Raw genomic sequence first — 14194 nt, 5'->3', positions numbered from 1 at the left:
GGAGCGGTAGTTCAGTTGGTTAGAATACCGGCCTGTCACGCCGGGGGTCGCGGGTTCGAGTCCCGTCCGCTCCGCCATTTTCGGGAAAGCATTTACTACCTAGCAGGTTCTACTGCGCATTAGCAACGTCTTCTCATCTTTCGATTGGCTTTCTGTCCTTCGCTTGCCGTCTATTCTCATCTTGTTATTTATTTCTTCATTTTTTCTTTACCAAGCTTGTCCCTATTTGTCTTGCAGTACTGTTACCTGTAGCGTACGTATGGCTAACCACTGAATAGCGGTTTGGCTTGAATTGGCGTTTAACGTCCTTTTGTTGGCATTTTCACGTGAGTCACTTCCATAGCAGCTACATCCGTAAACTACACGTTTTAGATGATGTTGTTACCAGGTTTCATTTCGACACGAGATAAATTTATTCTTCTTCGCTTCATTAACTTATCTTAATATCCTGAAATACTTAAGTTCATCTAAAGTATCATGTGAATAGTCAATTTTTCGACTACTTTCATGTGTATACAACAAAATGTTTAAATTTTACGTGGTACGAATGACTTATAATCAGCATAAAAAATTTCTACTCGCTGACAATCTTAAAGCAATAGCTGTATCTTTTTTGTCTGTCGTTCTTGTTAGCGCGGTGCTTGGCCTGCTGATGTTCTCAGTCATTAAAGAGCATGAGGATGATCGTGCCGAAGATATTTTATTAAACGTGAACATGGTATTTAAAGACGCCGAGGCCGCATTAGATAATTTGAACGCTCAACCTTACTACTCTTGCAGCGAAGAAAATTTAAACGAAATGCGACGGACGTTGTTTCGCTCTCGTTTCGTGAAAGAAATTGGTTTCTTTGGTGATGGAAAGTTATTGTGCAGTACCTATCTGGGGATTTTAGAGCAACCCATAGACGAAGCTACCCCAGACTTTGAGACTTCTTTGGGAGATGCATTTTGGATAAATACCCCGTTAGAGTTATTTGACAATCAATCTAAAGGAACCATCGCAAAGCGTGGCCGTTACAATGCTGTATTAGATATGGATGCGGTTATTGGCCTAAACTTTAGTCAGGATTGGGCGCTATTTTACAAAGGGGATTCGTTATTTCACATGGCGGGGAACGCCGATTTAATGCCACAGAGCAAAGGTGTTGCCAGCCTTGCTACTAGCTACTTCTCTTTAAGTTTGATCAAGTGCGATAAATATTATTATGCCACTTGTTTGAGCGTAGTATCGGATAAAGAACGAATTTTTAACATTCATAAAGGCAAATTGGTTTTGTTCGTTTGTGTAATGTTAATGACGGCAGCGTTGACCCATATGCTTATGTTCAATTGCTTAAGACGCAGGCGTTCACTAGAGTCGCGGATTAGTCGTGGGCTTAAATCGGGTAAGTTCTATTGTTTATATCAGCCGTTCGTAATATTAAAATCTGGCGAAGTTGTTGGCTGTGAAGTATTAAGCCGATTTGAAGATGAATTTGGCTCGATTTACCCCGATGAATTTATACCTCAAGTCAAAGAGTTAGGAAAAACGTGGGAATTCACTACTGTGATGATTGAATCGGCAATGACTGCCCTCAACGAGAACAAGGACATTCCAGAAGGCTTTAAAGTTTCATTTAATCTGTTTCCGTCAGACTTTATGCAAGATGAGCTACTAGACTTAGATTGGGTGCTCGATATGAACGACAAGCACTTTAAGTTGGTTCTTGAGATAACCGAAGATGAGCAGCTAGCCACAGCTAGTGCGGTTAAGCATATAAAAGCACTCAAAAGCAGAGGTTTCTGGATGGCCATCGATGATTTTGGGGTAGGGTATTCAAACCTTAGCCAACTTAAATCTCTTAAATGTGAATTTTTGAAAATAGATCGTAGCTTTGTGATGGATATGGAAGATCACAGTATTCGTTCCTCTCTAATTCCCCATATTGTCAGTATCGCCGACGAATTGAGAGTGACATTAATTGCCGAAGGTGTTGAAAACACCGAGCAGTGTCAGGAACTTGTGAACATGAATGTTGAGTACGGGCAAGGGTGGTTATTTGGTAAACCGCAAACCGTTGAGAATCTAGCACATACCATTGAGCTGTCGTCTCAAACCCATTAATCGGTTGGCGTGCCGGTCGTTCCGCGATACCATGCGCTTATTGTTAAAAGACGAAGAACGGCTGCATGCAGGACGTATTACATTGCCGCAAAATTTGTAAAACTTATCAAGAAGGCGAGAATAGTACGCCTGTCCTAAACAACATTTCACTTTCTATCAATGCGGGTGAGCATGTTGCCATTTTAGGTAGCTCTGGTTCAGGAAAAAGCACCTTACTGCATTTGCTTGGTGGGCTCGACACACCCACAAGCGGTGAGGTGTGGTTTAAAGGCGAGTCACTTACACACTTAAATGCTAAACAGCTTGCCGCCTTGCGCAACAAAGAAATGGGTTTTATTTACCAATTCCATCATTTGCTAGGTGAATTCACTGCACTTGAAAACGTTGCCATGCCCCTTCGAATTGGCGGCGAGAGTGCCACATCGGCTAACGAGAAAGCTAATGCATTACTTAACGACGTTGGGTTGTCTCATCGCGCGGATCACTTGCCTAGCGCGTTGTCAGGCGGTGAACGTCAGCGTGTTGCTATTGCGCGTGCATTAGTTACATCCCCTTCCGTTGTGCTTGCCGATGAGCCAACAGGAAACTTAGATGCCACTACAGGTGAGCAGATATATCAGTTGCTGAAGCGTCTAAGTGAACAAAAACAAACAGCATTTGTCGTGGTAACGCACGATATTACGCTTGCCAATCGTATGGACAGAGTACTTCGCATTAAAGATGGTGAACTGCTTAACACAGCAACTGAGGAACAACCCTAGTGGCGTTGGCATGGCAACTTGCTAAACGATTTCGTCGAGCCAAAGTACAAAATCGTTTCATCTCTTTTATCTCTATGTCATCCACGGTAGGCATAGGCCTTGGCTGCTTCGTGTTAATTATCTTACTTAGTGTAATGAATGGTTTTGAACGCGAGCTGACGCAGCGAATTTTAACCGTTATTCCTCACGGCGAGTTATATAGCACCGATAACACCGGTATTGAGAACTTAGATGCGCAGCTATACCGCCTGAAGCAAGACCCCAGAATTTCCACAGTTGAACCTTACACAGCGCTTACCGGCATGTTGCAATTCAAAGGTGAGTTAAAGGCAATTGCATTGACGGGCATTGCGGCAGACACACAAAACACGTTTAGCCGACAAGTATCGGATGAGCATTGGCAAAACTTTGCATTAAATGCCGACAGTGTGCTGATTGGCAAAGGTATAGCTAATAAGCTTAATATTGTTGTAGGCGATACCGTTCAAGCACTTATTCCCGTCACGACGAAAGATTTACGCTTTAGCGCACCGACATCAATAACGTTAACCGTTGCAGGCTTTATGCATGTTGGTGGCGAGCTTGATAACCAGTTGGGGCTGATGCATCTTGCGAAAGCTTCTGCGGCCGCTGGCATAGAGGGCAAAGCATTAGGCATGCGCTTTACATTACACGACCCCTTTTCGGCCTATATAACCATGCGAGATATAGGCTATAGCTACCCTCAAGCGGTCTATATGTCTGACTGGACGCGAACTCAAGGTCATTTGTACAACGACATTCAGCTAGTTCGTACCGTTGTGTATATTGCTTTGGTACTCGTGATTGCCGTGGCCTGTTTTAATATTGTGTCTTCATTAGTGATGGCAGTGCGAGAAAAACAACCTGCCATTGCTATCTTAAAAACCATGGGTGCTACCGATACACTAATTCGGCGCACGTTTATGTTTCAAGGTTTACTGAACGGACTCATTGGCATAGTGGTAGGGGTAACCCTTGCTATGATTATTGCCCCTAATCTTTCTACTATTGTTAAGTTCTTAGAAAGTGTTTTTGGGGTAGAAGTGTTGTCAGGGGATATCTATTTTATCGACTTTTTACCTTCCGCGCTCATGTGGCAAGACGTGGTACTCACCTGTGTGGTCGCCATCATCATGTCCGTATTAGCAACCTGGTACCCAGCCCATAAAGCGACAAAAGTGTCTCCCTCTCAATCCCTTCACTAAAAGTGTTGGAGTTTAGAGATAGGGTGGCTTTATTGTCATCGCTAGTATGACTAGCTAGCAATATTCTTAGCTAGTCATAATCGTAAATGACAACTGTACTAGCCGCATACTAAAGCGTTTGATGGAGCGTATTGCAGCATCAATATGCTTGGCTTATTCACTTACAAATAGGTATTGAGGTAGTCAGTATATTGCAATTCAAAAGTGTATTTGCATTGGGTGATGGCAAGACCAACAAGCAACAAAAAAGGGTTAGCGATGCTAACCCTTTTGTTATGTTCGAAAGCGATGAGGGAGTTAAGCGTTCTTGTCAAATTCGCTAAAATTCACATCTTCTTCTTTTTCACCGGCATGTTCGTCGTAGTACACATCTTCATCCAGTCCTCCTTCGCTTTTCGCAACGACGCATGACACCATACAGTCACCTGTGATATTGACCGCAGTACGGGTCATATCAAGTAAGCGGTCGACACCAATAATCAGCGCTATACCTTCCACTGGCAGATTAACTTGCTGTAGTACCATGGCAAGCATGATTAAGCCCACGCCTGGCACACCCGCCGTACCGATAGAAGCTAAGGTAGCAGTTAACACCACCATCATGTAGTCGCCCAAACTCAAATCAACGCCATAAACTTGTGCGATAAATACGGTAGCTACACCCTGCATAATGGCTGTGCCATCCATATTGATGGTTGCGCCTAAAGGAAGGGTGAAAGACGCTACTGAATTGTTAATACCCAATTTATTTCGCGCTGTTTCCATAGTGACTGGCAGTGTAGCGCTGCTGCTTGAAGTACTAAATGCAAATAAGGCGGCATCGCGCATTTTTTTCAGTAGGACAACTGGGCTCAAGCCGCTCAGTAATTTAAGCAGTATTGAGTAAGTCACTAAACCATGGATGATAAGCACACCAAATACTAAGAAGAAGTATTTGGCCAAGCTGAAGATAGTGTCGCCACCAATGGTAGAAAACAGTTTAGCCATCAATACGAATACGCCGTATGGCGCTAGGTTCATGATGATGGTTACAAGGCGCATGATAACCGTGTTGATATCTTCAAAAAACGCACTGACGCGTTTGCCCGCTTCGCCAGTCATCGCCATAGAAATACCAAATAACACCGCAAACACGATGATTTGAAGCATATTGCCTTGCGCCATCGAGTTAATAGGGTTACTAGGAAACATATTGACGATAACGTCACCCAAGCTTGGTGCGGTCTTCGCTTCAAATGATGTTTCAGTGGTTAGATTTAACCCTTCTCCTGGTGAAATAAGTAAAGCCATACTCATTGCCAGTGTGATTGCTATTGCAGTCGTGACAACATAAAGACCAACAGACTTTGCGCCTAACCGGCCTAATTTACTCGGGTCGGATAGCGTACTGGTACCGCAAATCAATGAGACAAAGACTAATGGCACCACCAACATCTTTAAACTAGCGATAAAAATCTGCCCAAGGGTAGAAAATATACCATCTACAAAAATGCTATACGCAGAGAACTGGAAACCAAATACCGAAAACGTAAAATCTCCGCTATCATCGAATAATAATTGAAGAAGCACACCTATCACGATACCGGCAATCATGCCGATAAAGATTCTGGTGGTTAAACTAAATTTATGTGCAGATTGAGACATTAAAATTCCCTGTACATTTTTATATTTTTATTTAGTGTGACAGATTCTATTGATTTTAAAACATAAAAAACGACCCAATTGTCATTTATAAAGGTTCAGGAACGAATTATGCGACAAATTACGCGAGTCTTGTCTAAGACGCTCTGGCTATTTAGTGCACTTTTTATACTAACAGCGTGTGGGGGCGGCGACTCAGTCTCTAGAGATGATAGCGATGGCTCCGATGATGGCGGTGGTTCCTCCGCTACTGTTAATGTCGTATTAACCGTTCAAAACGCCAGCGGCGAAACCGACCGCAATCTAACCGCCGACAATTCCCTTACCGTTATTGCCACTGTTACCGACACCGACGGCGTTGCCCAAGCCGACCAACTTGTCACGTTTGCTTTAAGTAATACCGACCTCGCGGTGTTCGGGAACGACACCGGTACAGCGCGAACGGATGACAGCGGGGTTGCAAGAATTACTATTAGTGCCAGTACTGCCTCAGGCGATGGAGAGATTACAGGTAGCTTGAGCAGCGGTGAAAGCGGCTCTACTACTTTTTCGGCAGTGGGTAGTGTTACTGTTAGCGAAGAACCTGCGTCGCTACAATTATATGCCAGTGCGGTTCAACTTGCCTCAAGTGGTTCAGATGACATAGAGCTTATCGCTTTGATTAAGAACGAACAAAGTGTGTTGATGGAAGGAATTGAAGTTAACTTTTCAGCCAGTAATGAAGCGGGCGTTGAATTGCAATTAACCCAATCTACCACCACCGCCGATGGTACAGCCAGAGCGTTAGTGTCTACTCAGAATGATGCGTCGAATCGCACGGTAACGCTAACAGCTCAAACCGGCGCATTAGTTGAAACCGTTGATATTTTGATCACCGGCACCGAAGTTACTATTAATGGTGCAAATTCAGTCATATTGAATGATACTGCCGAATATACGTTACGTGTACAAGATTCTGATGGGGTGGCCATTGTTAATCAAACTATCCTATTAGAAGCAGATAATGGCTCTTTAAGTGAAGCCTCGGTTAATACGGGGGCTGATGGGCAAGCGACTATCACTTACACAGCGACTGCTTCGGGCGCAGATACGATCACTGCATCATCGCTTAATGCTTCAGTAGAATTTGATTTAGACGTTCAACAAGATGAATTTAGTTTTGTGGTATTGCCAGATGAAGAAATATCATTAAATGAAGCGGCCACAATCAGCGTTCAATGGCTACAAGAAGGTATTGCGGCTGTTGGCAATAACGTGACATTTAGTACCTCTCGTGGAGAGATTATTGACGCAGCGGTTGTAACAACTGATGCTGAAGGTATTGCCTCTATCTCAATAGAGTCTGACAACGCCGGTTTCGCTTCAATTACTGCCACAGGAAGTGAGTCTGGTAATGAGTCTACGGTGAATGCGGTTGCGCAAGTAGAATTTATCGCGGTTGAGCCTGCTACCTTGATTGCGGATGCTACCCCTGATCTTATTGGCCCCGATGGCCAAACAAGCACCATTACTGCGGTAGTAAGAGATCCGTCAGGTAATTTAGTTAAAAATACCGTGGTTAACTTTAACGTTGATGATGTATCTACAGGCTCTATTTCACCTTCTCAATCAACTACCGACAGCAGCGGTATAGCGTCTACGGTATTTACTTCAGGCGCACCTTCAAGTGAAGATGCTGTGATTATTCGCGCTGAAGTGGCTAGCGATGAATCTATCTCTGATTTGGTTTATATGACAGTGGGTGATAGAGCATTTGATATTTCAATTGGTACGGGTAACTCTCTAGAGGAGCCTGACTCAACCACTTACTTAAAACGCTTTGCAGTATTCGTGTCAGACTCCGCGGGACGGCCAGTTAGCGGCGTTGAACTAACGGCATCGGGTACGCCAGTCAAATTTAGTGAAGGCGGTACGTACGATAAAGGTTATTGGCAGTGGAATGATACGGCTTCTATCTGGGAGTCAATCACCACGATAGTGTGCCCTAATGAAGATATAGACAGTAATGGTATTCTTGATAGCGGCGAAGATACTAACGACGATGGTTTCCTAACGCCGGGTATAGTAGGGACATTATCTTTCGCTGATACAAATGTGACGGATGAGAATGGTCAGGCAGAATTAGAATATCGCTATCCAGCTAATTACGGACATTGGTATAACCTCGTTATCACTATTTTCGGTCAGTCTACGGGCAGTGAAGCTAGCCAAGATCATTATTACAGACTAAGTGTTTCTTCTGATGATATCACTAACGAAGCCGCGTCTTTACCCAGAAACCCATTTGGTTCTGAAGCAAACTGCAGTACTTTCAACTAACACAAAAAAGCCGGCGTAAGCCGGCTTTTCATAAGCAAAACAATAACTAATCTTGTTGGAATGGATACACAGAACCAAGCTTTAATAGCTGAGTAAGTTCATCTAGGGCAGTACGTGATTCAATCAGTAACTGTGGGTCGCGTAAATCGTCTTCAGCGAGTACGTCGCGGTAGTGTTTATCTACCCATTTGTTCAGACGCGCAAATTGCATGTCGTTAATTAACGTTGCTGGGTTTACCGCATCAAGTTCTTGGTCGTTCATGGCTACACGTAAACGCAAGCACGCAGGGCCGCCACCATTGCGCATACTTTGCTTTACATCAAAATAGTTCACCGATTTTATCGGCGTGCCCAAGGTTACTAGCTTGTCTAAATAACGCTTAACCGCATCGTTTTCTTCACAGTCCGTTGGCGCAATAATCGTCATGTCACCGCTTGGCAGCGTGATGATTTGGGTATTGAAAAGATACGTTTTAATTGCATCTTGTACCGATACTTCATCAGTAGGCACTTCAATAAGATGAAGGGGGGAATCACCAAACTTAGTTTGTAGTTCTTTTAGCCCAGCGTCCTTTTTATAAAAGGCTTGGTCGTGGTAAAAAAGTACGTTTTGGTTGCCCACGGCAATCACATCGTTATGGAAAACCCCTTGGTCGATAACATCAGGGTTTTGCTGCATGTACACCACGCCTTCTTCACTTAACCCATGCAAGCGAGCAACGGCTTGGCATGCTTCAAGCGTTTGTCGTGCAGGGAATTTAGTGGGGGCGGGTTTACTTGGGTCGAAAGCGTGACGGCCGTATACAAAGAGCTCTACCCCAGCATGGCTGTAATCTGAACACAAGCGGGTGTGGTTTGCTGCGCCTTCATCACCAAAGTGTTCGTTATCTGGCAAATGTAAGTGGTGGGCAAAGTGTTTTTCATTTGCGAAGGTCGCTTTTAAAATATTGCCTGTCACTTGCGGCTCTAACGAACGATGAAACTTGTTTGTTAAGTTTGCAGGTGTAAAATGCACGCGACCATCGGCCGTATCTGCGCTTGGAGAGACTGTGGCTGCATTTGCCGTCCACATGCTTGATGCAGAACAACATGCTAAGAAAATCTCTCTAGATTGCTTTGCAGCGCTTTCTAGCACTCTGGCATCTGAACCAGAGAAGCCGAGTCGACGTAATGCAGCTATGTCTGGGCGTTCTTGAGGGGCAAGTACACCTTGCATCATGCCCATGTCAGACAAGGCTTTCATTTTCAGTAAACCTTGTTTAGCCGCTTGTTTGGGGCTGCTAGCGGCATTGGCATTGTTCAGAGAAGCAACATTACCAAACGAAAGTCCGGCGTAGTTGTGGGTTGGGCCAACAAGCCCATCAAAGTTAACTTCAAATTGCTTCATACTTTCCCTCTATTTGGTGTTTGAGCGTTTGACCGCTACCCTATAAATGCACAACCCATGACTTAGGTGGTATTTACAGTGAAGCTAACGTCTCATTTTTTGGTGGCCGCGAATTAATAAGCATAATAAATGCCTGTTAATTACTAGGCGCAAAGGCATAATGGCTGGCATTATACGGTTTTTATGCGCCTTGCCAATCAAGGTGGTTGAAAAGTGAACAGGAATTGCACGTGATTGAAGCAATGGGAAGAATAACTATTAAGAAGATCTTGTTTTCCATTCACTTTGTCGATATATGTTAAAAAAGCACGGGCACCGCAATGGCACAGTCTACGGGCCCTTTATCTTTGAGAATGACTAAAATAGTCCTTTAGAATCAATAGGTTTAATTCAATTATATGGCAAAATCTCTAGTCATAGTCGAGTCGCCAGCCAAAGCGAAAACGATAAATAAATATCTTGGTAAAGATTTTATCGTAAAAAGTTCTGTCGGCCATGTTCGCGATCTGCCTACGAAGGCATTGGGCAAAGTTGAGCCCAAAAAGCCAGCGAAAGAACTCAAAACTTATAGCGAAGAAGACAAACAAGAATATCTTCGCAGACATGAATATTTAAAACTTGTTGACCGCATGGGTGTAGATCCAGAACAGAACTGGAAAGCTCACTATCAGGTTTTACAGGGTAAAGAAAAAGTGGTTAACGAGCTTAAACGCTTGGCCAAAGACGCTGACACTATCTATCTCGCAACGGATTTGGATAGAGAAGGGGAAGCTATTGCGTGGCACTTACAAGAGTTGCTGGGCAGTAAAGGCAAAACCTATCAGCGTGTGGTGTTTAACGAGATTACTAAAAACGCCATTCAAGAAGCCTTCTCAGATCCAGGTGAAGTGAACGTTGCTCGTGTAAATGCACAGCAAGCTAGACGTTTCCTCGACCGCGTTGTGGGCTTCATGGTGTCACCGCTACTTTGGAAAAAAATAGCACGTGGTTTATCTGCTGGCCGTGTTCAATCGGTAGCTGTTCGTCTAGTAGTTGACCGTGAACGTGAGATTAAAGCGTTTGTTCCAGAAGAGTTTTGGGATATTCATGCCGACTTAACCAGTGAGCAAAAAGCAGCGCTGCGTATGTTGGTAGCCAAGCACGAAGGTAAAGCGTTCAAACCGGTTAATAAAGCGCAAGCAGACAAAGCATTAGAAGATTTGAACGGTGCTAAGTATTTAGTTGAAAGCCGTGAATCTAAGCCTACGTCTAGCCGACCTTCAGCACCGTTTATTACCTCAACATTACAGCAAGCCGCGAGTACCCGTTTAGGCTTTGGTGTTAAGAAAACCATGATGATGGCGCAGCGCTTGTATGAAGCGGGTTACATCACTTATATGCGTACTGACTCAACAAACTTGAGCCAAGAAGCACTCGATAACTGCCGTGCGTATATCGATGAAAATTTTGGCAGCCAATACCTACCAGAGTCGCCTAATCGTTATGGTAGCAAAGAGGGGGCACAAGAAGCGCACGAAGCGATTCGTCCTTCAAGTGTTAAGGTAAATGCTGCGCATTTAGGTGATATGGAGCGTGACGCTCAGCGTTTATACGAGCTTATTTGGCGCCAGTTTGTTGCGTGTCAAATGACACCGGCTAAATACGATGCTACCACCATTAGAGTGGGGGCTGGTAATTACGAGTTAACGGCGAAAGGTCGTGTGTTGAAGTTTGACGGTTGGACACGCGTTCAACCGCAGCTTCGCAAAAAAGGTGAAGAAGAGTTAATGTTGCCTGATGTTCAAAAAGGTGATGTATTAAACTTAAACGCGCTTGATCCCAAGCAGCACTTCACTAAACCAGTGGCTCGTTTTAACGAAGCGTCTTTGGTAAAAGAGTTAGAAAAGCGCGGCATTGGCCGACCTTCTACATACGCAAGTATCATTTCTACCATTCAAGATCGGGGTTACGTTCGCCTTGAAAATAAGCGTTTTTATGCTGAAAAAATGGGTGAAATCGTTAACGACCGTTTGATGGAAAACTTTGATGACCTAATGAGTTTCGACTTTACCGCCAACATGGAGCAACAGCTTGATGATATAGCGGAAGGTAACAAAGATTGGAAAGACGTACTTAACCTCTTCTACAGCGATTTCTATGGCAAGTTGCTTAATGCTGAGAAAGCCCCTGAAGAAGGCGGAATGCGCCTTAATCAAGCTATTCCTGCTGGCATTACGTGTGACAAGTGTGGACGTGAAATGAACGTGCGTACGGCATCTACTGGCGTATTCCTTGGATGTTCTGGTTATAACTTACCGCCAAAAGAGCGCTGCACCAACACCATGAACCTGACACCGGGTGATGAAGTGGTGAAGGTAGATGACGAAGAAGAGTTAGAAACCGAAGCGTTACGTGCTAAGAAGCGCTGTCCAATATGCAGTACTGCCATGGACAGTTACTTAGTAGACGAAACCCGTAAGCTGCATGTGTGTGGTAATACACCGACCTGCGAAGGTACCTTAGTGGAGACCGGTACGTTCAAGATTAAAGGGTACGACGGCCCCATTATCGAATGTGATAAGTGTGGTAGTGACATGGAACTGAAAAACGGTCGCTTTGGTAAATACTTCGGTTGTACCAATGAAGAATGTAAGAACACGCGTAAGTTGTTACGTAACGGCGAGGCTGCGCCACCTAAAGAAGATCCGGTAGATTTACCAGAACTTCCTTGTGAAAAATCGGATGCGCACTTTGTGTTACGTGATGGGGCTTCAGGTATTTTCATGGCGGCGCATAACTTCCCTAAATCTCGGGAAACTCGAGCACCAAAAGTGGAAGAACTGGCGCGCTTTAGAGATAGAATATCTGAAAAATTCTATTATTTAGCAGATGCACCGCAAAAAGATCCGGAAGGTAACCTTGCTATTGTTCGCTACAGTCGTAAGACCAAGCAACAATATGTGATGTCGGAAAATGAAGCGGGTAAAGCTACGGGTTGGTCTGCATGGTATAACGACGGTAAGTGGGAAACACAAGCCGCCAGTAAACCTGCTGCTAAAACCAAAGCGAAAGCCAAAAAGAAATAAAGAGATTTAGTATATGGCCTCGTTACAGGAACAGTTATTAAAAGCCGGCTTAGCAGATAAAGGTTCTGCTAAGCAGGCGCGTGCTGAAAAGCGCAAAAAGAATAAGCAAAAAACAAAGAACAACCAGGGTGTGGTGGACGAAGCAACTATTGCTGCTCAGAAAGCCGCTGAAGAAAAGAAAGCCCGTTCACGTGAGTTGAATCAGTTGCAACAGCAAGAGCGTGAAAAGCGCTCTGTCATTGCACAAGTGAAGCAACTCATTGATGTGAATAAACAACCGCGAAAAGGCGATACCGTACTGAATTTCACTCATGACAATGTAGTGAAGCGTATGTACGTGAGCGCTGAAATGCACAAGCAAGTCACCAAAGGCCGCTTAACCGTGGTTATCTTAGGTGACGCCTACGAGCTAGTGCCTACACCTGTAGCCGATAAAATTGCGCAGCGTGACGATAGCTTCATTATTTACCGTGCAGATTTAGACACCAGCGATAGCGATGGTAAAGAAGAAGCACAAGACGATTGGTATGCCGACTACGACATTCCAGACGATCTTACGTGGTAACGAACTACTGTGGCGTGAAAAGTCTTTTTCACGCCATTTTTCTTCCTCTCTACTTTCCCGTTCTCTTTTGAATTTCATTCCATTGTTTTCGCTATTCATCTTTCATCGCTTCTAGTCATTTCTAAAATGCTAGCGCTTGATTAGCACACCACCTTAACCAGGTTTCAGTAACGGTAACGCCGTTAGTTTGCCAATGCATTTCTAGCGGCACGGATAGGGGAATATTCAACGTAATAAACACACATCCTTCTGTCTGTAAATTCTTGATGCAGCTGGGTACTAAAGCCACATTTCGCGTACTGGCTATGTGGGTAAGCAGGGCTTGCATACTACTAGGCTCGTTAGTTACTTTAGGTTGTACTTTCACGCGGTGGAATGCACTAATAATGGTGTCAAATAAGCTAGATGCTTGGTCTCGGGCAAACAAAGTGAGCGAGTAACGCGCTAAATCTACCAAGTCTACGCTGCTATTTTTCGACAGTGGATGCGATTCGGATATCACGAGAACAATAGGATCATCAGTTAAATGCTGTTGATTTATGAGACCGCGATAGCCGCCATCTATGGGCCTTGAAAAGCCAATTTCTATTCTTCCTTCGCTAAAGGCTTCTAACTGCTGAGCGGCAGTCATTTCAAATATTTGTACATCAATGAGAGGCTCGCTTAGCGAGAAGCGGCTTAGTAATTTGGGCATAACATGCGCACATGCTGAGCTTAAGTAACCAATACGCAATAACCCTTGTTTACCGTTAGCAACGCTTTGAGTTTCATATTGTGCTTGTTGGAAATGGGTTAAAATATCTTCAGCATGGCGAAGAAATACTTTTCCAGGTGCGGTTAGCTCCACATAACGAGTGGTGCGCTCAAAAAGCTTAACGTTAAGGGAGGTTTCAAGTGCATTAATATGACGACTAACCGCACTTTGAACAGTATGTAAGCGCGTAGCAGCTAACGAGAAGCTTTTGCATTGAGCCACTTCGACAAAAGTATGCATGTGTTTAAGGTTCATAATAGCTCGGTGAGTAAAATAAGATTCATGCAAAATATGCATTAATTGTGAATAAAATTATCATTTAACGGATAGCAGTGCCAGTGCGTAAAATACAAGCCGCGTTAATTTAGTTTC

General features: G+C 44.0%; 9 protein-coding genes and 1 tRNA gene. 7 read left to right on the top strand and 3 right to left on the bottom strand.

Annotated elements, in window-relative coordinates; genetic code table 11:
• From JKP82_RS13030 to lolE, 4 genes are all read left to right on the top strand, one after another.
• A tRNA-Asp gene (locus JKP82_RS13030) sits at nt 1–77 on the top strand.
• 470 nt (nt 78–547) lie between these two features.
• On the top strand, nt 548–2104 hold the full coding sequence (locus tag JKP82_RS13025; protein WP_218397322.1) for an EAL domain-containing protein: 1557 nt from the start codon (nt 548–550) through the stop codon (nt 2102–2104).
• A gap of 65 nt (nt 2105–2169) precedes the next feature.
• Nucleotides 2170–2865 (top strand): lipoprotein-releasing ABC transporter ATP-binding protein LolD, encoded by a 696-nt coding sequence (gene lolD, locus JKP82_RS13020; protein ID WP_159530891.1) that lies wholly within the window; start codon nt 2170–2172, stop codon nt 2863–2865.
• Nucleotides 2865–4091, top strand: a complete 1227-nt coding sequence (lolE, locus tag JKP82_RS13015) for a lipoprotein-releasing ABC transporter permease subunit LolE (protein WP_218397321.1) — start codon at nt 2865–2867, stop codon at nt 4089–4091. Before lolD ends, lolE begins: the two co-directional genes overlap by 1 nt.
• A 297-nt stretch (nt 4092–4388) precedes the next feature.
• Here lolE and JKP82_RS13010 read toward each other — a convergent pair whose 3' ends face one another.
• On the bottom strand, nt 4389–5735 hold the full coding sequence (locus JKP82_RS13010; RefSeq protein WP_159530887.1) for a dicarboxylate/amino acid:cation symporter: 1347 nt from the start codon (nt 5733–5735) through the stop codon (nt 4389–4391).
• A 108-nt stretch (nt 5736–5843) separates the two neighbouring features.
• Here JKP82_RS13010 and JKP82_RS13005 point away from each other — a divergent pair, with 108 nt between their 5' ends.
• Nucleotides 5844–8051: an Ig-like domain-containing protein gene (locus JKP82_RS13005; protein WP_218397319.1), complete on the top strand. Its 2208-nt coding sequence runs from the start codon at nt 5844–5846 to the stop codon at nt 8049–8051.
• A gap of 46 nt (nt 8052–8097) precedes the next feature.
• Here JKP82_RS13005 and astB read toward each other — a convergent pair whose 3' ends face one another.
• Entirely contained in the window at nt 8098–9438 is a 1341-nt protein-coding gene (gene astB, locus JKP82_RS13000) for an N-succinylarginine dihydrolase (protein ID WP_218397318.1), read from the bottom strand.
• 398 nt (nt 9439–9836) lie between these two features.
• Here astB and topA point away from each other — a divergent pair, with 398 nt between their 5' ends.
• Complete coding sequence (gene topA, locus JKP82_RS12995; RefSeq protein ID WP_159530881.1) at nt 9837–12503, top strand: type I DNA topoisomerase; 2667 nt, start codon at nt 9837–9839, stop codon at nt 12501–12503.
• A gap of 13 nt (nt 12504–12516) precedes the next feature.
• Nucleotides 12517–13068: a DUF2058 domain-containing protein gene (locus tag JKP82_RS12990; RefSeq protein ID WP_218397316.1), complete on the top strand. Its 552-nt coding sequence runs from the start codon at nt 12517–12519 to the stop codon at nt 13066–13068.
• A gap of 121 nt (nt 13069–13189) precedes the next feature.
• Here the strand turns inward: JKP82_RS12990 and JKP82_RS12985 are convergent, their stop codons facing one another.
• The gene (locus JKP82_RS12985) at nt 13190–14077 is read right to left on the bottom strand and encodes a LysR family transcriptional regulator (RefSeq protein WP_218397315.1); all 888 of its coding nucleotides are present in this window, start codon (nt 14075–14077) and stop codon (nt 13190–13192) included.
• Nucleotides 14078–14194 lie beyond the last annotated feature (117 nt).

Origin of the sequence: Alteromonas lipotrueae (genome assembly GCF_019249215.1) — a bacterium.
In the GTDB taxonomy this organism is placed as follows: Bacteria; Pseudomonadota; Gammaproteobacteria; order Enterobacterales; family Alteromonadaceae; genus Alteromonas; species Alteromonas lipotrueae.
This window is presented reverse-complemented; position numbering and strand designations above follow the sequence as displayed.